At 69.5% G+C, this 18,252-nt stretch carries 18 protein-coding genes; 8 read left to right on the top strand and 10 right to left on the bottom strand.

What is annotated here, in order from left to right; genetic code table 11:
• The 6 genes from nusB to glyA form a co-directional block, all read right to left on the bottom strand.
• Window positions 1-368, bottom strand: a 368-nt coding sequence (nusB, locus tag PKD06_RS04855) for a transcription antitermination factor NusB (RefSeq protein ID WP_324378138.1), incomplete at its 3' end; no start/stop codon positions are given.
• Window positions 361-861 carry a 6,7-dimethyl-8-ribityllumazine synthase gene (gene ribH, locus PKD06_RS04850; protein WP_324378136.1) on the bottom strand — a complete coding sequence of 167 codons (501 nt, stop codon included), beginning with the start codon at window positions 859-861 and terminating at the stop codon, window positions 361-363. The genes nusB and ribH, both read right to left, overlap by 8 nt.
• Window positions 862-1,021: 160 nt before the next feature.
• Window positions 1,022-1,642 carry a riboflavin synthase gene (locus PKD06_RS04845; RefSeq protein ID WP_324378134.1) on the bottom strand — a complete coding sequence of 207 codons (621 nt, stop codon included), beginning with the start codon at window positions 1,640-1,642 and terminating at the stop codon, window positions 1,022-1,024.
• A 1-nt stretch (window position 1,643) separates the two neighbouring features.
• The gene (ribD, locus tag PKD06_RS04840) at window positions 1,644-2,723 is read right to left on the bottom strand and encodes a bifunctional diaminohydroxyphosphoribosylaminopyrimidine deaminase/5-amino-6-(5-phosphoribosylamino)uracil reductase RibD (RefSeq protein ID WP_324378146.1); all 1,080 of its coding nucleotides are present in this window, start codon (window positions 2,721-2,723) and stop codon (window positions 1,644-1,646) included.
• A 35-nt stretch (window positions 2,724-2,758) separates the two neighbouring features.
• On the bottom strand, window positions 2,759-3,232 hold the full coding sequence (gene nrdR / locus PKD06_RS04835) for a transcriptional regulator NrdR (RefSeq protein WP_324378132.1): 474 nt from the start codon (window positions 3,230-3,232) through the stop codon (window positions 2,759-2,761).
• 3 nt (window positions 3,233-3,235) lie between these two features.
• A complete protein-coding gene (gene glyA, locus PKD06_RS04830) occupies window positions 3,236-4,540 on the bottom strand; it encodes a serine hydroxymethyltransferase (RefSeq protein WP_324378130.1) in 1,305 nt (434 codons plus the stop codon).
• Between the two features lie 268 nt (window positions 4,541-4,808).
• On the opposite strand from glyA, the gene PKD06_RS04825 reads away from it, so the two are divergent.
• Together PKD06_RS04825 and PKD06_RS04820 are read left to right on the top strand one after the other, a co-directional pair.
• Window positions 4,809-6,887, top strand: a complete 2,079-nt coding sequence (locus tag PKD06_RS04825) for a carbon starvation CstA family protein (protein WP_324378127.1) — start codon at window positions 4,809-4,811, stop codon at window positions 6,885-6,887.
• Between the two features lie 8 nt (window positions 6,888-6,895).
• Window positions 6,896-7,129 carry a CstA-like transporter-associated (seleno)protein gene (locus PKD06_RS04820; protein ID WP_349255101.1) on the top strand — a complete coding sequence of 78 codons (234 nt, stop codon included), beginning with the start codon at window positions 6,896-6,898 and terminating at the stop codon, window positions 7,127-7,129.
• 43 nt (window positions 7,130-7,172) lie between these two features.
• Here PKD06_RS04820 and PKD06_RS04815 read toward each other — a convergent pair whose 3' ends face one another.
• The 4 genes from PKD06_RS04815 to PKD06_RS04800 all read right to left on the bottom strand — a co-directional run bounded on the left by PKD06_RS04815 (window position 7,173) and on the right by PKD06_RS04800 (window position 12,129).
• Window positions 7,173-8,057: a 4-(cytidine 5'-diphospho)-2-C-methyl-D-erythritol kinase gene (locus tag PKD06_RS04815; protein ID WP_324378125.1), complete on the bottom strand. Its 885-nt coding sequence runs from the start codon at window positions 8,055-8,057 to the stop codon at window positions 7,173-7,175.
• A 22-nt stretch (window positions 8,058-8,079) separates the two neighbouring features.
• The gene (locus PKD06_RS04810; RefSeq protein WP_324378123.1) at window positions 8,080-9,909 is read right to left on the bottom strand and encodes a tetratricopeptide repeat protein; all 1,830 of its coding nucleotides are present in this window, start codon (window positions 9,907-9,909) and stop codon (window positions 8,080-8,082) included.
• Window positions 9,910-10,024: 115 nt separating this feature from the next.
• Window positions 10,025-10,414, bottom strand: coding sequence for a hypothetical protein (locus PKD06_RS04805; RefSeq protein ID WP_324378122.1), 390 nt, complete (start codon window positions 10,412-10,414; stop codon window positions 10,025-10,027).
• A 35-nt stretch (window positions 10,415-10,449) separates the two neighbouring features.
• On the bottom strand, window positions 10,450-12,129 hold the full coding sequence (locus tag PKD06_RS04800) for an electron transfer flavoprotein-ubiquinone oxidoreductase (protein WP_324378120.1): 1,680 nt from the start codon (window positions 12,127-12,129) through the stop codon (window positions 10,450-10,452).
• A gap of 819 nt (window positions 12,130-12,948) precedes the next feature.
• On the opposite strand from PKD06_RS04800, the gene PKD06_RS04795 reads away from it, so the two are divergent.
• The 6 genes from PKD06_RS04795 to PKD06_RS04770 all read left to right on the top strand — a co-directional run bounded on the left by PKD06_RS04795 (window position 12,949) and on the right by PKD06_RS04770 (window position 18,217).
• Window positions 12,949-13,830 carry a uracil-DNA glycosylase gene (locus PKD06_RS04795; RefSeq protein ID WP_324378118.1) on the top strand — a complete coding sequence of 294 codons (882 nt, stop codon included), beginning with the start codon at window positions 12,949-12,951 and terminating at the stop codon, window positions 13,828-13,830.
• Window positions 13,831-13,927: 97 nt separating this feature from the next.
• Window positions 13,928-14,830 (top strand): neutral zinc metallopeptidase, encoded by a 903-nt coding sequence (locus tag PKD06_RS04790; protein ID WP_324378116.1) that lies wholly within the window; start codon window positions 13,928-13,930, stop codon window positions 14,828-14,830.
• A 7-nt stretch (window positions 14,831-14,837) separates the two neighbouring features.
• Window positions 14,838-15,392: a molybdenum cofactor biosynthesis protein B gene (gene moaB, locus PKD06_RS04785; protein ID WP_324378114.1), complete on the top strand. Its 555-nt coding sequence runs from the start codon at window positions 14,838-14,840 to the stop codon at window positions 15,390-15,392.
• 124 nt (window positions 15,393-15,516) lie between these two features.
• Window positions 15,517-16,065, top strand: coding sequence for a hypothetical protein (locus tag PKD06_RS04780; RefSeq protein ID WP_324378112.1), 549 nt, complete (start codon window positions 15,517-15,519; stop codon window positions 16,063-16,065).
• Window positions 16,066-16,322: 257 nt separating this feature from the next.
• Window positions 16,323-17,501 (top strand): PA0069 family radical SAM protein, encoded by a 1,179-nt coding sequence (locus tag PKD06_RS04775; protein ID WP_324378110.1) that lies wholly within the window; start codon window positions 16,323-16,325, stop codon window positions 17,499-17,501.
• Window positions 17,502-17,578: 77 nt separating this feature from the next.
• Window positions 17,579-18,217: a ribonuclease HII gene (locus PKD06_RS04770; protein ID WP_324378108.1), complete on the top strand. Its 639-nt coding sequence runs from the start codon at window positions 17,579-17,581 to the stop codon at window positions 18,215-18,217.
• Window positions 18,218-18,252: the final 35 nt, after the last annotated feature.

The following is an 18,252-nucleotide window of genomic DNA, read 5'->3' as shown; positions in this document are numbered from 1 at the left end:
TGGGCCACGTCGACATATTCGGAGATGACGACGCGCGCGGGAACGTCCTTCATGCAAGCCAGCTCGTAGCCTCCGGCCCTGAGGATGGCGCGCAGGACGGCCTCGATGCGCGCGAGCGGCCAGCCGGCCGAGAGCGCCCTGTCGATCAGCGGATCGATGACCCGCTGCTGCTCGACGGCGCCAGCCAGCAAGGCCCGGAAGAACGCCCTCTCCGCCTGCTTGAACTCGACGCCCTCGACCTCGCGGCCGATCCAGAACGCCTCGAATTCCGCCATGACATCGAAGACGCCCTTGCCCGAGACATCCATCTGATAGAGCGCCTGGACGGCCGCGAGCCGCGCAGCGCTCCGCTCCGCCGGCTTAGCCACGGTCGCGCTCCCGCAGGCCGCGCGTCGCGAGGAGGACCGAGACGGCCGCATCCACAGCCCCTCCCCCCTTGTTCATTTCGGCCACGCGCGCCCGCGCCCAGGCTTGCTCCTCGTTCTCGACCGTGAGGATGCCGTTGCCGATCGGCAGGCGGCGGGCGACGGACAGGTCCATGAGCGCGCGCGAGCTTTCCCCGGCCACGATGTCGTAATGGCCCGTCTCCCCGCGGATCACGCAGCCCAGCGCGACCGCAAGGCCATAGGGCCGCCCCGCGGCCTCCGCTTCGTCGAGGGCGATCGCGATCGCCGCCGGGATCTCCAGCGCGCCGTCCACGGTGGCGACGTCGCAGCCGATCTCCGCCTCCCGCAAGGCGGCCCGCGCCCCCGCCAGAAGCTCGTCGGCGATGCCTTCGTAATAGCGCGCCTCGACGACCAGGGCCCTGACGCCCCCGCCGAGCCTCGTGCGCGCTTTCCGTGATTGACCGATCGCGACCATTCTCTCCGGGACGAGCCTCGCCCGCTCCTCGATACCGGGCGACCCGCCTTGAAACGCCTCAAGGCACCGTCGCGGCGTCGGGGTCAGTATCGGGGCCGCCCCGCATCGGCAAGCCGCGCGCCGCGCGGCAGGTCTGCATTCGCACGCGGCACGCGATGCCCTATGCGCCTGCCTCGGTAAGACGTGCCGCGTAGCGGGCCATCAGGTCGACCTCGAGATTGACGCGGTCGCCGGGCTGACGGTCCCCCCAGGTGGTGACCGTCAACGTATGCGGGATGAGGAGGACGGAAAATTCGAGGCCCCGCACCTCGTTGACCGTCAGCGAGGTCCCGTCCAGCGCGACCGAGCCCTTCTCGGCGATGAAGCGGGCGAGCGGCTGCGGCGCGCGAAGCCGAAAGTGCACGCTCTCTCCCCAATCGCCGCCCGTCACCTCCTCTCGCGAGACGATCTCGGCGAGGCCGTCGACATGGCCGGTGACGAGATGACCTCCCAACTCGTCGCCGATCCGAAGCGAGCGCTCGAGATTGAGGCGCGTGCCGGGGCGCCAGCCCGCCGCATTCGTGCGCGCCAGCGTCTCGGCCGCGACATCGACCTCGAACCAGGCGCCGCGCTCTCCCGGTCCCGAGGCCGTCACCGTGAGGCAGGGCCCCCCGCAGGCGATCGACGCCCCGAGCGCGATCGTCGCGGGATCGTAGCCGCTCTCGATGCGGAGCTTCCGCAGGCGCTCCCCGCCCTCCGCGGCCGCCACCCGGCCGATATCGCTCACGAGCCCGGTAAACACGTCAAAGCCTCTCGAAATGCGCGATCGTATCGTCCTCGATCCGCCGATTCGCGACGAGCCGGAAATCGCGGTCCAGCGCGGCCTGGAGATGAGGCCCGAGGGCCGGCCGGCCGGGCCGGCCGAGGGCCACGCTTCCCGTCCCGATGAAGAGATCGTCGATCAGCCCCTCGCGCGCCATCGCGTCGGCGAGGGTCGGGCCGCCTTCGCTGAAGACGCGTGTCAGCCCGTGGGAGCCGAGGAGCCGCATCGCGGCCGGCAGGTCCAGCCGGCCCGCCGCATCGACCTGCGAGCGCATCACCTCGACCCCGGCTGCGCGGAGTGCGCGCTCGCATTCCGCATCCGCGTCCTCGCCGCACACCACCCAGGTCGGGCGGAGGCGGGCGCTCGCGACGACATGCGAGCCGAGCGGCATCCGCAGGCGGGTGTCGAAGACCACGCGCAGGGGCGAGCGGTCCTCGAGGCCCGGCAGGCGCACGTTGAGATGAGGATCGTCCGCGAGGACGGTGTCGACCCCGACCAGGATCGCGTCCGCATGAGCCCGCATCAGGTGCACGACATGCCCGGCGCCCTCGCCGGAAATCATCAGCCGCCGCTCGCCGGGAAGCCGCGCGGCATATCCGTCGGGCGTTCGCGCGAGCTTCAGCGTGACGGCGGGCCGTCCCTCGCGGATCCGCGTCAGATGGCCCCGATGCGCGCGCCTCGCCTCGTCCGACAGCACGCCCGTCCTCACGGCGATGCCTGCCGCCACGATGCGCGAATGGCCGCGTCCGGCGACGCGCGGGTCCGGGTCCTCCAGCGCCGTCACGACGCGGCCGAGGCGGGCCGCCACGATGGCATCGGCGCAGGGCGGCGTGCGGCCGTGATGGGAGCAGGGCTCCAGCGACACATAGAGAACGGCCCCCGCCGCGGCCTCGCCCGCGGCCCGGATGGCGACGGTCTCCGCATGCGGCCGGCCGCCGGGCTGGGTCGCGGCCTGCGCGATGATCCGTCCCGTCAACGGATCGGCGATCACCGCCCCGACCGAGGGATTGGGCCATGCGCGGCCGTTGTTCCGCCAGCCGAGCGCAAGGGCGAGGCCCATCAGGCGGATGTCGTCGCGGCCGACCTCTCCCGGCGTCACGGCGCCTGCTCCTCGCGCGGGGGCGCCGTCAGGGAGCCGAGCAGTTCCTCGAAATCGCTCGGCCCGCGGAAATCCTTGTACACGCTCGCAAAGCGCACATAGGCCACGGAATCGAGCGCCTTGAGGGCCTCCATCACGAGATCGCCGATGGTCCTGCTGGCGATCTCGGCCTCGCCCGCGCTTTCGAGCCGGCGCACGAGGCCGTTGATGAGGCGCTCGACGCGCTCCTCCTGGACGGGGCGCTTGCGCAGGGCCACCTCGATCGAGCGCGAGAGCTTGTCGCGATCGAAGGCGACCTTGCGGCCCGAGCGCTTGACCACCGTCAGCTCGCGAAGCTGGGGGCGCTCGAAGGTCGTGAAGCGCGCCCCGCAATCGGAGCAGACGCGCCGGCGGCGGGTGGCGGAGCCGTCATCCGACGTCCGCGTCTCCTTCACCTGCGTATCGGGATTGCCGCAGAAGGGGCAGCGCATCCGTCAGGGATAGATCGGAAAGCGCCGCGTCAGCTCGCCGACCTTGGCCACGACCGCGGCCTCGACGGCGCCGTTGCCGCCCTCCCCGTTCGCCTTCAGGCCGTCCAGCACCTCGACGATCATCTCGCCGATCTTCTTGAACTCCGCGACGCCGAAGCCGCGCGTCGTGCCGGCCGGGGTGCCGAGCCGGATGCCGGAGGTCACCATCGGCTTCTCGGGATCGAAGGGAATGCCGTTCTTGTTGCAGGTGAGATGGGCGCGCCCGAGCGCCGCCTCGGCGGCCTTGCCGGTCAGGCCCTTGGGGCGCAGGTCGACCAGCATCAGGTGGTTGTCGGTGCCGCCCGCGACGATGTCGAGGCCGCCGGCCTTCAGCGTCCCGGCGAGCGCCTTCGCATTCTCCACCACCGCATGAGCGTAGAGCTTGAAGTCCGGCCGGAGCGCCTCGCCGAAGGCGACGGCCTTGGCGGCAATGACGTGCATGAGGGGCCCGCCCTGGAGGCCCGGGAAGACGGCCGAGTTGAACTTCTTGGCCAAGGCTTCGTCGTTGGTGAGGATCATGCCCCCGCGCGGCCCGCGCAGGGTCTTGTGCGTGGTCGTGGTCGCGACATGGGCGTGCGGGAAGGGCGACGGATGCGCCCCGCCCGCGACGAGCCCGGCGAAATGGGCGATGTCGACCATGAAATACGCGCCGATCTCGTCCGCGATCTGACGGAAGCGCGCGAAATCCCAATGGCGCGAATAGGCCGAGCCGCCGGCCACGATCATCTTCGGCCGGTGCTCGCGCGCGAGCTTCTCGACCTCCTCCATGTCGACGAGGCCGCTCTCGCGGTCGACCTTGTAGGAGATGACGTTGAACCACTTGCCCGACATGTTGACGGGCGCGCCGTGGGTCAGGTGCCCGCCGCAGGCGAGGTCGAGCCCCATGAAGGTGTCGCCGGGCTGCATGAGCGCCATGAAGACGGCCTGGTTGGCCTGGGAGCCGGAATTGGGCTGCACATTCGCATAGGCGCAATCGAAGAGGCGGCAGGCGCGCTCGACGGCGAGGTTCTCGGCGATGTCGACGAACCTGCAGCCGCCGTAATAGCGCCGGCCCGGATAGCCTTCCGCATATTTGTTGGTCATCACCGAGCCCTGGGCCTCGAGCACGGCGCGGCTGACGATGTTCTCCGAGGCGATCAGCTCGATCTCGTCGCGCTGGCGGCCCAGCTCCGCGTCGACGGCCTTGGCGATCTCGGGATCCGCATCGGCGAGGGAGGCGGAGAAAAAGCTGTTCGACAGCTTGTAGCCGGACGAAGTGGCTGCGCTCATGACGACCTCGTCGAAGAGGCGGCCGCGCAGCCAACGGGCTGCCTCGATCGAACGGCCGGCGCTCCTCGGATGGGCGCGCGTTTAGCACGGGCGGGAGGTGGTGGGTAGGGTGCGGACGGGGCGAGGCCGGACGGGCGGGGACGCCCCGTTCCCTCGGCAGGACGAAGCGCCCTCCCCACCTGTGAACGCCCGTCACCTGGACCCGCGAATCCGCTGGACAGGCTCGACGAAAGACGTAATGGATCGGGAAAATCGCGAGGAAATGTCTATGGTCGGCGCGCTACGGACACACGGGCCCTGGATCCTGCTGGGGGCACTCGGAGCGGCGGCCCTCGCCATCGTGGCGACGGAGCGCGGCGAGCATGTCAACGCGCTCTGGATGGTGGTCGCCTCCGTCGCGGTCTACCTTATCGCCTATCGCTACTACTCGCTCTTCATCGCCCAGAAGGTGATGAAGCTCGACCCGTCGCGCGCGACCCCTGCCATGGTCCACAACGACGGCCTCGACTACGTGCCGACCAACCGCTACGTCCTCTTCGGCCACCATTTCGCGGCGATCGCGGGCGCGGGGCCCCTGGTCGGACCGGTCCTCGCGGCGCAGATGGGATATCTGCCGGGCATCCTCTGGATCCTGGCCGGCGTCGTCTTCGCGGGGGCGGTGCAGGACTTCATGGTCCTCTTCGTCTCGATGCGGCGTGACGGGCGCTCCCTCGGCGAGCTGATCCGCACCGAATTGGGGCCGATCCCGGGCGTGATCGCGCTCTTCGGCACCTTCGTCATCATGGTGATCATCCTTGCGGTGCTGGCGCTCATCGTCGTCAAGGCGCTGGCCGAGAGCCCGTGGGGCTTCTTCACCGTCTCGGCCACGATCCCGATCGCGCTCTTCATGGGGCTCTACACGCGCTATATCCGGCCAGGCGCCATCGGCGAGGTCTCGATCATCGGCTTCGTGCTGCTGATGCTGGCCATCGTCTTCGGGCGCAACGTCTCCGAGAGCCCCGTCTGGGGACCGGCCTTTACCTTCACCGGCGTGCAGCTCTGCTGGATGCTGATCGGCTACGGCTTCGTGGCCTCGATCCTGCCCGTCTGGCTGCTGCTCGCCCCGCGCGACTATCTCTCGACCTTCCTCAAGATCGGGGCGATCGGCGCCCTCGCGCTCGGCATCCTCTTCGTCGCGCCCGACCTGCGGATGCCGGCCGTGACGCGCTTCATCGACGGGACGGGGCCGGTCTGGTCGGGCTCGCTCTTCCCGTTCCTGTTCATCACCATCGCCTGCGGCGCGGTCTCGGGCTTCCACGCGCTGATCTCCTCCGGCACGACGCCGAAGCTGATCGACAACGAGACGAATGCCCGCTTCATCGGCTATGGTGGCATGCTGATGGAGAGCTTCGTCGCCATGATGGCGCTCGTCTCGGCCTCCATCATCGATCCGGGCATCTATTTCACCATGAACAGCCCGGCGGCGGTGATCGGCACGACGCCCGAGAGCGCGGCCGCGAAGGTCTCCGAATGGGGCTTCAAGGTCACCCCTGAGGACATCAAGCAGACGGCGAGCGACGTCGGCGAGCACACCATCATCTCGCGCGCCGGCGGCGCGCCGACCCTCGCGGTCGGCATGGCGCATATCTTTTCCTCCGTCGTCGGCGGCAAGGCCATGATGGCCTTCTGGTATCACTTCGCCATCCTGTTCGAGGCCTTGTTCATCCTGACCGCGGTGGATGCGGGCACGCGGGCGGGGCGCTTCATGCTGCAAGATCTCCTCGGCGTGTTCGTGCCGGCCTTCCGCGAGACGGCCTCATGGGGCTCGAGCATCGCCGCGACGGCGCTCTGCGTCGCAGCCTGGGGCTATTTCCTCTACCAGGGCGTCACCGACCCGCTCGGCGGCGTGAATACCTTGTGGCCGCTCTTCGGCATCTCGAACCAGATGCTGGCAGCGGTGGCGCTGATCCTGTGCACGGTGGTGATCTTCCGCATGAAGCGCGAGCGCTACGCCTGGATCACGATCGTGCCGACGGTCTGGCTGGTCGTGGGCACGCTGACGGCGGGCCTCCAGAAGATCTTCCATCCCGATCCGCGCATCGGCTTCCTCTCGCATGCGAACCGCTTCTCCGAGGCCGCGGCCAAGGGCGAGATCCTGGCGCCGGCCAAGAACGCGGGCGAGATGAGCCAGATCATCCTCAACGACCGCATCGACGCGGCGCTCGCGGGCATCTTCGTCATCGTGGTCGTCAGCATCATCTTCTACGGCATCCGCTCCTGCCTCGAGGCCTACCGGGCCGATCGCTGGACAGCGCAGGAGACGGTCGGCGTCGCCGATCCGAACGCCGTCGTCGTGTCGGGGCATTGAGGCCCGCCATGGCCATGAGCGATCTCAAGGCGAGCGATCTCAAGGCGCGCTGGTCCGAGTTCGCGCGCTGCCTGTGCCAGGGAGCCCGCCTGATGGTGGGCTTCCCCGATTACGACACCTATGTCGCCCATATCCGGGCGACCCATCCCGACCGGACGCCGATGACCTATCCGGAATTCTTCCGGGAGCGGCAGCTCGCCCGCTACGGCGCGGACGGACGGCGCGGCTTCCGCTGCTGCTGACCCGCGCCCGGCGCCTCCGGGCGCCGCAGGCGGGACAGCTCACTCAGCGCAGCAGGGTCGGCCTGACCCACCAGGAGGGCCGCGCGGCCCGGACCACGGCAGCCGCCCGCGCCGCGCCCCGGCAATCGTCGAAGAGACCGAAGACGGTCGCGCCCGAGCCGGACATCCGGGCGAGGCGGCAGCCGTCGAGCGCGCGCAGCAGATCGAGCGCTTCCGCTACGGCCGGCGCAAGGGCGATGGCCGGCGGCTCGAGATCGTTGCGGGCTGCGGCGAGCATGCGGTGCAGAGCGTCGACGCCTCGCGGCGCCTCGGCGTGGGCCTCGCGGTTCCGGATCGCGCCGGGGGGAAGGCCGAGGGCGCGGAAGACATCGGCCGTCGGCACCGCGACACCGGGATTGACCAGAAGACAGGAGAGAGGAGGCAGCGCGGCCGGCGGGCCGATCTCCTCCCCGATTCCCCGCATCATGCGCGCGCGCGGATCGAGGCAGACCGGGATGTCGGCGCCGGTCGCCCGCGCCGCCCCGACAATCGCCGGGTCGGTGACCGGCCATCCGTTCAGCCGCGCGAGGAGCCGCAGGGCAGAGGCCGCATCCGAGGAGCCGCCGCCGATCCCGGCCGCGGCCGGGAGTCGCTTGACGAGCCGGAAGGCGCCGAGCCTCAGTCCGGGCCGGCGCTCCGCCAGGGCTCGCGCCGCGCGCAGCACGAGATTGGCCTCGGGGGGGCCCGAGGCGGCGGAAGTCGGCCCTTCCACCTCGAGCGCGAGAGCATCAGCGGGCCGCAATTCCAGAAGATCGGCCGCGCCCGCGAAAGCCACGAGGCTTTCCAGCAGATGATAGCCGTCCGCGCGGCGGCCGCGCACATGCAGGGTCAGATTGACCTTGGCCGGCGCGCGCGTCCGCAGGACGGCGCTCCCCCCTCCCCCCTTCATCGCTTCGGCCCGGAAAGAACGCTCAGCCGCCGTTCTTGATCTGCTCGGTCAGGTTGGTCGAGCCTGTCTCGGCCGGGCGCGGCAATTCGGGCATGCCGCCATGCAGCTTCTCCTCGATCTTCGGCAGGTCCTCGGGCTCCGGGCCGGCATCCTTGGCATGCTGCCACTGGAACTGCGCCTCGAGCCGTCGCCCGACATGCCAATAGGCGTCGCCGAGATGGTCGTTGATCACGGGATCGCCGGCCTTCAGCTCCGCCGCCTTCTCCAGCTCGCGCACGGCATCGTCGTACTGGCCGAGGCGGTAATAGGCCCAGCCGAGGCTGTCGATGATCATGCCGTCGCGGGGATTCAGCTCGACGGCGCGCTTCAGCAGCTTGAACGCCTCGTCGATGTTGCGACCCGTATCGACCCAGGAATAGCCGAGATAGTTCAGCACCTGCGAACGGCCGATCGGCTCGGATTCGGGAACGAGCGCGAGGGCAGCCTTGAGGTCCGCCTCCGCCTTGTCCCATTGCTTGGCGCGCTCATAGGCGGTGCCGCGATAATAGAGAATGGGCCAGCGGCCGGGCTGGTCCTCCGGCATCTTGTCGAGGACCTGCGTATAGACCTCGGCCGCCTCGGCGTAGCGCTTGCGCGAGCGCAGGACGTTGCCGAGCGCCACGAGCGCCTCGGTGTCGTCGGGCTTCTCGGCCCTGGCGCGGTCGAGCTGGGCGATCGCCTCCTCGCCCTTCCCCATCTGCTCGAGGCTGAGGCCGATCTGGATGTCGGCGCTCGCCTTGAGCGGCGAATTCGCCGGCACGAGCTTCAGCGCCTCGATCGCCTGGTCGGTCTGCTTCATGCGGTCGAACACGTCCGCCATGGCGACGATGGCGAGCGCGTTGTCGGGATTGAGGACCAGGGACAGGCGCAGATAGATCAGCGAGGCCAGTTCGTCGCCCTGCTGGGAGCCGGCCGAGCCGAGCCCGAACAGCACCTCCGCCGCTCCCTCCTGCGCGTTCCTGACGAGCGGATCGAGCGGCTTGCCCGCCTCCAGCGCGGCGATGGCCGACTTGATATAGGCGTGCCGCGAGCCCGCCCCCTCGTAGCTCCGGTAGAGGGCGAGCGCCTCCTCGCGCCGGCCCTGGCGCGCCAGGAACCGCCCATAGGCGTCGACGATGCGCATCGTCGACTTGTCGGCGTCCCAGGCCGATTTGAAGCGGCGCTCGGCCTCGGCCACGTTGCCGGTCACGTCGGCGATCAGCGCGGCATGGTAGTCCCGGAAGACGGCGAAGCTGCCCTCGCCGCGCGCCGAGCCGATGGTCTCGAGCGCCCGCTTGCCCTCGCGCGCTCCCGCATAGGACCAGGCGGTCAGCAGCATCGCGGTGAGGTCGGCCGTCCTGCCGCGCCCGCCGCGGGACAGGATGTTCCGCGCCGTGACGAACTGGCGCGCCTTGATCGCCCGCACGGCCAGGGCGAGCTGGGCGAGGCCATTGGCCGGATCGCGCGCGACGATGCGGTCGGCGATCCGGCCCGCCTCGGCGAAATCGCCGTCGGCCAGGAGCGAGATGAAGGCGCGGTCGAGCAGGTCGGGATTGCCGGGATCGTCGCGCAGGGCTTCGCGATAATAATGAGCCGCCGCCCCGGTGTCGCGCGAGGCCACGGCGATATAGCCGGAGAGGAAATTGCCTTCGAGGCTGTCGGCCGAGACGTAGGGGGAGACTTTCGGGGCAGGCGGCGCAGGCTGGCTGCGGCGCGCCTCGGCCGCGGTCGAGAAGACGCCGCCAGCGAGAACCGCGACCAGCAGAGCCCGGCTGACCGGCCCGGCCGCATGCCGGCGCGAGGCGGCGATACCGCAGGAAGAAAGGAACTGCATATCCGCTCCGGCCTGGCGCGTCCGGGATTCGGGCGCGCGCGGGGAATTATGCCACCTTGGACCCTTCGCCAAGGACCGGCAAGGCGCCCGGTTGACGCGCAGATGCCGCAGCCTCTCAGGCGCGAACCGTCTCCCCTACCTCGGCCTCGGCCGCCCGGCGAGGCGGGCGCGACATCAGGAAGCGCCCCGACAGGGGCGGGCTGCGGATCTCCCAGGTCCCCTCCAGTTCCGTCCCGTCCCCGCTGAGATTGCCCTCATAGGCGATGGGCAGGAGGTGCTCGTCCTGCGCCTCGTAGATCTTGGTGAAGCTCACCCGCCGCCCCCGACGGCGGCCGGAGAGGCTCGCCTCGAGGCTCGTCGGCGCCAGATGCGGGTCGCGCTCATGCGTCGAGCCGTAGAGGGCCCCGCCCGAATCGATCAGCGTCGCGGTGAACCCGACATGATCGCCGAGGCCGCCATAGGAATAGAGCCCCTGCCAGATGCCCGTGAGATCCTGCTCTGCCATCGGTGCCTGCCTCGGCCGGCCCGAGGGGCCGGCGCTCACATGCTGGTGTAGTTCGGCCCGCCGCCGCCTTCGGGCGTGGTCCAGGTGATATTTTGGTTCGGGTCCTTGATGTCGCAAGTCTTGCAGTGGACGCAATTCTGCGCGTTGATCACGAAGCGAGGCTCGGTTCCCGCCTCCTCCAGCCATTCATAGACGCCGGCCGGGCAATAGCGGCCCGAGGGGCCGCCATAGACGTCGAGTTCGGAACGCTTCTGCAAGGCCATGTCGGCGACCTTGAGATGCGCCGGCTGGTCCTCCTCGTGGTTGACGTTGCCGAGGAAGACCGAGGACAGGCGGTCGAAGGTCAGGACCCCGTCCGGGCGCGGATAGACGATCGGCTTCACTTCGGAGAGCGGCTTCAGCGTCTCATAATCGGGCTTGCCGTGCGACAAAGTGCCGAAGAGCGAGGAGCCCGTCAGCTCGTTCATCCACATGTCGAGCCCGCCGAGCGGAATGCCGAGATAGGTGCCGTATTTCGACCAGAGCGGCTTGACGTTGCGCACCTTGAACAGGTCGCGCCCGATCTCCGAGCCGCGCCAGGATTCCTCGTAATCCACGAGTTCGTCATGCGAGCGGCCCTCGGCGAGGGCCGGGGCCAAATGCTCGGCGCAGAGCATGCCCGAGAGGATCGCGTTGTGCGAGCCCTTGATGCGCGGCACGTTCACGAAGCCCGCCGCGTCGCCGACGAGGCAGCCGCCGGGGAAGGCGAGCCGCGGCACCGATTGCCAGCCGCCCTCGACGATGGCGCGCGCGCCGTAGCCGATGCGCTTGGCACCCTCGAAGACGTCCCGGATCATCGGGTGCGTCTTGAAGCGCTGCATCTCCTCGAAGGGGGACAGCGTCGGGTTCTGGTAGTTCAGATGGACGACGAAGCCGACCGAGACGAGGTTCTCGTCGAAATGGTAGAGCCAGGAGCCCCCGCCCGTGCGCCCGCCGAGCGGCCAGCCCATGGCGTGCTGGACGAGCCCCTTGCGAAACCGCTCCGGGTCGATGCGCCACAGCTCCTTGACGCCGAGGCCGTATTTCTGGTGGTCGGCCTCCCGGGCCAGCTCGAACCGGGCGATGGCCTGCTTGGACAGGCTGCCGCGGCAGCCCTCGGCCAGGATCGTGTAGCGGCCGCGCAGCTCCATGCCGCGCGTGAAATCGTCCTTGCGCTCGCCGTCCTTGCCGATGCCCATGTCGCCCGTGGCGATGCCGACGAGCTTGCCGTCCTCGATCAGCATCTCGGCCGCGGCGAAGCCGGGATAGATCTCGACGCCGAGCGCCTCGGCCTGCCGGCCGAGCCAGCGGCAGAGATCGCCGAGCGAGCCGATGAACTTGCCGTGGTTGTCCATCAGCCGCGGCATGCCGAAATTCGGCAGCTTCACGCCGCCGGCGGGCCCGAGGAACAGGAACTCGTCCTTCGTGACCTGCGTCGTCAGGGGCCGCTCGGGATCCTCGCGCCAGTCCGGCAGGAGGCGGTCGAGGCCGATGGGGTCGATGACGGCGCCCGACAGGATATGCGCGCCGATCTCGGAGCCCTTCTCGACGAGCACGACGGAAATCTCCTCGCCGCGCTCGGCCGCAATCTGCTTCAAGCGGATCGCCGTCGCGAGGCCCGCCGGGCCGCCGCCCGCGATCACGACGTCGTATTCCATCGATTCGCGCGCCGGCAACGCGTCGTCCGCCTCGGACATGATCTTTCCCGCTCCAGCCAGATTGGAATCCTTATCAGGACCTATGGGATGGTGCCGGCCCGGTGACAAGCAGGGAAGGGAGCGTTCGGCGGATGCCGTCGTGGGTCACGCCCTGTCGGCGGCGGCTTCTCATCCGCGGGGCCGGCCAAGGCCGGCACCCCGTCTGCGGGCCATGGCGGCCTTAGCGATCGCCCTTGCTCGAACTCCGATCGAGCCGACGGAAGAGGTCGCGGATTTCAGCGAGAACCTCACGGAAATGGAAAAGCAGCAGCATCGTTCGTCTCCTGGTGACATATCCGGCAGCGCTAGCCGCCGGGACTGAAAGGCCGGCTCAGGGCGATTCCTCTCGTGGAGATATGCGTATGCACCATGTTGCAGCGCAACAACGCGCCCAGTCGGCGGCGTTTCTCACCCGCGGGGCCGGCCAAGGCCGGCATCCCGTTCGCGGGTCATGGCGGCCTTAGTGATCGGTCTTGCTCGAAGCCCGATCGAGCCGACGGAAGAGGTCGCGGATTTCGGCGAGAACCTCACGGAAATGGAAAAACAGCAGCATCGTTCGTCTCCTGGTGACATATCCGGCAGCGCTAGCCACCGGGGCTGAAAGGCCGTTCCAGGGCGATTCCTCTCGTGGAGATATGTGTATGTATCATGTTGCAGCGCAACAATCGGCTTAATCGCCATGTTGGCATGCGTCATGAGCATAGCTTCTGACATACTTCGTTAAAGATCCCGCATTCTATCCCCTTCGCGCCGCGCTCATCCGCCGCTGGACCGGGCCGGCCCTCCGTCCTAGTTTGATCCGGCCCAGCCGGAACCCCTGTGCCGAGTTCTCGCCCCCCTCCGACGGACGGCCCCTGCGAACGCGACGGCCTCCTCGCCCTGCTCGATTTCCATGTCGCCGCGGGCGTCGACGCCGCGCTCGACGAGACGCCACGCGACCGCTTCGCCGAGCGGGAACCCTCACGCCCGTCCGCGCCCAGGCCCACGCCGCCGGAGCGCCGGGAGCCGGAGCGCCGGGACATGCGATCTCCGGCGGAGCCCCGCACCGCCGCTCTTCCCGGACTCGCCGTCCAGGCGACGGACACGGTCGCCGCCGATGCGCGCAGCCGCGCGGCGGGGGCGCGGAGCCTGGAGGAACTGCGCCTCCTGCTGGACGCCTTCGACGGCTGCGCGTTGAAGGGATCGGCGCGCCGGCTCGTCTTCGCCGACGGCGCGCCCGGCTCGCGGGTGATGCTGCTCGGCGAGGCGCCCGGAGCCGAGGAGGACCGGACGGGCCTTCCCTTCGTCGGCCGGGCGGGCCAGCTCCTCGACCGCATGCTGGCCGCCATCGGCCTCGACCGCACGAGCGTCTACATCGCCAATATCGTGCCCTGGCGGCCGCCGGGAAACCGCACGCCGACGCCCCAGGAAGTCGCCGCCTGCCTGCCCTTCACCCTGCGCCAGATCGAACTTGCCGCCCCGCAGGTGCTGGTGACGCTCGGCGCGCCCTCGACCCAGGTCATTCTCGGCGCCAAGGAAGGGATCACGCGCCTGCGCGGACGCTGGCACGACCGCGTCGTGGGCGGACGCCCGCTGCGCATCCTGCCGATGCTCCATCCCGCCTATCTGCTGCGCCAGCCGCTCCACAAGCGCTTCGCCTGGCGCGACCTCCTGCTCCTCAAGAGGGAGCTTGACGGCAACCCGGGAGGGAGCCAGCTCTAGAGCTTCTGCAAGCGGGATGGCGGAACCCGAGCCGCCGCAATCCGCTTGTCAGTCCGGCCCCTTTCGAGGCCGCCGGGGAACCGCCGAAGGAACCGCCATGCGCTGGGAAGATTTCCGCCCCTCCGACTACGTGGAGGATCGCCGGGGCCAGAGCGGCGGCGGCGGCTTCGGCGTGCCGCTTCCCGGCTCGCGCGGCGGCCTCGGCTTCGGCACGCTGATCATCGTCGGCATTCTCGCCTGGGCGCTGGGGATCGATCCCCGCATCCTCATCCAGGGCGCGGAGGTCGTCACCGGCGGGAAGGGACCGGCCACCGAGCAGCAGGCGCCCGCGCCGGGCAAGAAGGGCGCCCCCGCCGACCAGATGGGCCGCTTCGCCGCCAATATCCTCGGCAATACCGAAGACGTCTGGAAGCAGGTCTTGCCCGCGCAGATGAACCGCCAGTATTCGCCGGCCGGGCTTGTCCTCTACACGCGCGGCACCCGCTCCGGCTGCGGCATGGCCCAGTCCGCGATGGGGCCCTTCTATTGTCCGCTCGACCGGAAAGTCTATCTCGACACTTCGTTCTTCCAGGACATGCAGCGCAAGTTCGGCACCGGCGGCGACTTCGCCTATGCCTATGTGATCGCGCACGAGGTCGGCCATCACGTCCAGAACGTCCTCGGCATCCTGCCCAAGGTCCAGCGCAAGCAGCAGGAGGTGAGCGAGGCGGAGGCCAACCAGCTTTCCGTCCGCGTCGAGCTGATGGCCGACTGCCTCGCCGGCGTCTGGGCCAAGAACTCGAACGACCGCTTCAACGCCATCACCGAGGCGGATGTCCGCCAGGCCGTCGCCGCCGCCCAGGCGATCGGCGACGATCGCCTTCAACAGCGCTCCCAGGGGGAGGCTATCCCCGACACCTTCACCCACGGCACCTCCGAGCAGAGGGTCCGCTGGCTGCTGAAGGGCTTCAAGTCCGGGCAGGTCCAGAGCTGCGACACTTTCCGCGCCTCCTATCTCTGAGGCGGCGATGGGCCTCGACCCTTCCCGCCATTTCGTCCCGCTGCGGATCGCGGTGCTGACGGTCTCCGACACCCGCACCATCGAGAACGACCGCTCCGGCGACATCCTGGTCGAGCGCCTGACGGCGGCGGGCCATGTCCTCGCCCGGCGCCGGGTCGTAGCCGACGACGTCGAGGTGATCCGCGGCACCGTCGCCGCCTGGAGCGCCGATCGGGGCATTGACGCGATCCTCACCACGGGCGGCACCGGCTTCACCGGCCGCGACGTGACGCCCGAGGCGATCGAGCCGCTCTTCGAGAAGCGCATGGAGGGATTCTCGACCGTCTTCCATCGCATCAGCTACGAGAAGATCGGCACCTCGACGATCCAGTCGCGCGCCACCGCGGGCCTCGTCGGGCAGACCTTCGTCTTCGTCCTGCCCGGATCGCCGGGAGCCTGCCGCGACGCCTGGGACGGCATCCTCGCCGCGCAGCTCGACTACCGGCACCGGCCCTGCAACTTCGTCGAGATCCTTCCCCGCCTCGACGAGCATCTGCGGCGCGGCGCGGTCCAGGGAGCCTAGCGGCGCCGGGCCCGATCGCCCGCCTGCTTGTGGCATCGCCCGGCCTTCCGCTATGGCAAGGATCCCGCCATGGCAGGGCGGAGGCGACCGCAGCCTCAACTGTCGGGCGAGGGGAGCGGAAACCATGAGCAATGCGCATCGGCCAGGAGGAGCGGGGGTTGCGTCCGGGCTGCTGGATCGCGGTTTCTGGTTGCGCGAGCTGCCCTATCTCCTCCTTCTGATCATGACCGTGGGCGGCGTCGCCTACGGGGCGATGACGCACAAGCTGCTGGTCGTCTACTGGGAACTCACGGCGCTTGCCGGCTGCGGCGTGGGAATCTTCTCCGGCTGGTCGAAAGCGGCGGGCAGGGACCAGCGCCTGCGCCTCATCTGGACGCAGGCCCTGCACTGGGGCGCGTTCCTGGCCGCCATGAACCTCGTGTTCCTTCCGAGCGTCCAGGCGGTCGCGGATGCCGATGCCACCAGCCTCACCGTGCTCCTGCTGCTGGCGCTCGGCACCTTCGTCGCCGGCGTGCATACCGCGTCCTGGCGCATGGCGCTGAACGGCATCGTCATGGGGCTGTGCGTGCCCGCGGCGGCATGGCTGGACCAGTCGGCCCTCTTCGTCGCCCTCGTGATGATGATCGTGGCAGCGGTGGCGGGACTGCTGCTTTGGGCGCGCTTTCGCCGATAGACGGCGAAAAGACAGCCGCCTGAAAGCGGGGCGCCGTCCCGGACGTCGTCGGCCGGGCCCAACGATCTCCAAGGGGCGCAAGTCTTCATCCCCGTTATCCACAGGCTGTCCGAAACCGAACGCGATCTCCGTTCGTTCTCGTCGGAAAGCCCGCTTCTCCAGGGGCTTGCGGCAGAACGGCGGCCAAGGATGGAGCAGGATTGCTAAGTTCTTGTTTTGTTCTAGTCTGTGCGTGAGACGATTCGCAGGAGGCCGCCATGGCCCGCACGCTTCTTCGACGCGCGAAGCAGGACGACATCATCAAGGCCCCCACCCGATTCGCGGAGCCGGCGATCGACCGGCGCCGGCCGGAGGCGAGGACCTACGGCCCTGTGGAGGCGCAGAGGCGGCGCGGCCGCGGCGCGACCGCCAATCCGGACGGGCGCTACGAGCCCGTGCAGCGCGAGCGCTTCGACGACGGCTGGGAGACCGAGGAGCAAGCCGACGTCTTCCGCACCGAGGTGACCATCGAGAAGCCGCGCACGATCATCACCCGCAACGACTCGCCCGATATCGGCTTCGACCGCTCGATCAATCCCTATCGCGGCTGCGAGCACGGCTGCGTCTATTGCTTCGCGCGGCCGACCCACGCCTATCAGGGCCTCTCACCCGGCCTCGATTTCGAGACGAAGCTCTTCGCCAAGCCGAATGCGGCCGAACTGCTGAGGAAGGAACTCGCAGCGTCCGGCTACGAGCCCGCCATGATCGCGATCGGCACCAATACCGATCCCTACCAGCCGATCGAGAAGACCTATCGGATCACCCGCCAGGTGCTGGAAGTGCTCGCGGAGACGGGCCATCCGGTCGGGATCGTGACCAAATCCGCGCTCGTGACGCGCGACATCGACCTCCTGGCCCCGATGGCCGCGCGCGGGCTCGCCAAGGTCGCGATCTCGGTGACGACGCTCGACCCCGTGCTCGCGCGCCGCATGGAGCCGCGCGCGGCGACGCCCACCCGGCGGCTGACGACGATCCGCCAGCTCGCCGAGGCGGGCATTCCCGTCTCGGTCCTGGTCGCGCCCATCGTCCCGGCGATCAACGATCACGAGATCGAGGGAATCCTCAGGGCCGCCCATGCGGCGGGCGCGCGGGAGGCGGGCTACGTGCTGCTGCGCCTGCCGCTCGAGCTGAAGGGCGTCGTGCGCGACTGGCTGGCGGAGAACTACCCGGACCGGATGAAGCACGTCCTCTCGCTCGTCGAGGAGACGCGCGGCGGCAAGCTCTACGATTCGGCCTTCGGCCAACGGCAGACCGGAACCGGCCCCTATGCCTGGATGATCGGCCGCAGGTTCGAGGCGGCGGCGGAAAGGCTCGGCTTCAATACGGAGCGCGCGAAGCTTCGCTGCGATCTCTTCAGGGCGCCGGTGAAGGAAGCCGCCCAGCTCGCTCTGTTCTGAGGCGCCGCCCGGTTGCGAATCGGCTTCCGCCGGTGTCGCCTGCCGGGCCGATCGCCCCGATTCGCCGGAGGTTTCAGGTGCCGCCTCTTCCTCTCCTCAAGCCCACCCGCGAGCGCAGGCTGATCCGCGGTGGACACGGCCTCGTCGCGGGGCTGGACGAGGTCGGGCGCGGTCCGCTGGCGGGCCCGGTCGTCGCCGCGGCCGTCATCCTGGACATGCGGCGCATCCCGAAGGGACTCGGCGATTCGAAGGCGCTGAGCGCGGAGCGGCGCGAGGAGCTGTTCCTGGAGATCCTGGCGGGCGCCTCGGTCGGGATCGCGTCCGTGGCGGCGGCCGAGATCGACCGCATCAATATCCGCCAGGCGACGCTTGCGGCGATGTGCCGGGCCCTCGCGGCCCTGCCCTGCCGCCCGGACGCGGCCCTGGTCGACGGCAACGATCCGCCTCCCCTTCCCTGCCCCGTCGAGACGGTGATCAAGGGCGATGCCAGCGTGCCCTCGATCGCGGCCGCCTCGATCGTGGCCAAGGTCGTGCGCGACCGGATGATGCAGCGCCTCGCCCTGCTCCATCCCGCCTACGGCTTCACGACCAATGTCGGCTATTCGACCGCAGCCCATCTCGCCGCGCTCGGCCGCGAGGGGCCCTGCCCCCATCACCGGCGCTCCTTCGCGCCCGTGCGCGTCGCCGCGGCGGCGAGGGACAAATCGGCTGCCTGACCGGGGCGGCAAAAATTGCAGCCCCAAAACGAAAC

It is taken from the genome of Enterovirga sp. (genome assembly GCF_035325185.1).
Taxonomy (GTDB): domain Bacteria; phylum Pseudomonadota; class Alphaproteobacteria; order Rhizobiales; family Beijerinckiaceae; genus Enterovirga.
The sequence above is the reverse complement of the archived record's forward strand: the minus strand, read 5'-3'. Positions and strand labels throughout refer to the sequence as shown.

Coding starts and splice junctions, on each gene's coding strand:
- ribH (WP_324378136.1), bottom strand. CDS start 861: ATGGTCGCGATCGGTCAATCACGGAAAGCGCGCACGAGGCTCGGCGGG.
- ribD (WP_324378146.1), bottom strand. CDS start 2,723: ATGGGCCTCGCCCTTGCGCTCGGCTGGCGGAACAACGGCCGCGCATGG.
- nrdR (WP_324378132.1), bottom strand. CDS start 3,232: ATGCGCTGCCCCTTCTGCGGCAATCCCGATACGCAGGTGAAGGAGACG.
- glyA (WP_324378130.1), bottom strand. CDS start 4,540: ATGAGCGCAGCCACTTCGTCCGGCTACAAGCTGTCGAACAGCTTTTTC.
- PKD06_RS04825 (WP_324378127.1), top strand. CDS start 4,809: ATGGTCGGCGCGCTACGGACACACGGGCCCTGGATCCTGCTGGGGGCA.
- PKD06_RS04820 (WP_349255101.1), top strand. CDS start 6,896: ATGGCCATGAGCGATCTCAAGGCGAGCGATCTCAAGGCGCGCTGGTCC.
- PKD06_RS04815 (WP_324378125.1), bottom strand. CDS start 8,057: ATGAAGGGGGGAGGGGGGAGCGCCGTCCTGCGGACGCGCGCGCCGGCC.
- PKD06_RS04810 (WP_324378123.1), bottom strand. CDS start 9,909: ATGCAGTTCCTTTCTTCCTGCGGTATCGCCGCCTCGCGCCGGCATGCG.
- PKD06_RS04805 (WP_324378122.1), bottom strand. CDS start 10,414: ATGGCAGAGCAGGATCTCACGGGCATCTGGCAGGGGCTCTATTCCTAT.
- PKD06_RS04800 (WP_324378120.1), bottom strand. CDS start 12,129: ATGTCCGAGGCGGACGACGCGTTGCCGGCGCGCGAATCGATGGAATAC.
- PKD06_RS04790 (WP_324378116.1), top strand. CDS start 13,928: ATGCGCTGGGAAGATTTCCGCCCCTCCGACTACGTGGAGGATCGCCGG.
- moaB (WP_324378114.1), top strand. CDS start 14,838: ATGGGCCTCGACCCTTCCCGCCATTTCGTCCCGCTGCGGATCGCGGTG.
- PKD06_RS04780 (WP_324378112.1), top strand. CDS start 15,517: ATGAGCAATGCGCATCGGCCAGGAGGAGCGGGGGTTGCGTCCGGGCTG.
- PKD06_RS04775 (WP_324378110.1), top strand. CDS start 16,323: ATGGCCCGCACGCTTCTTCGACGCGCGAAGCAGGACGACATCATCAAG.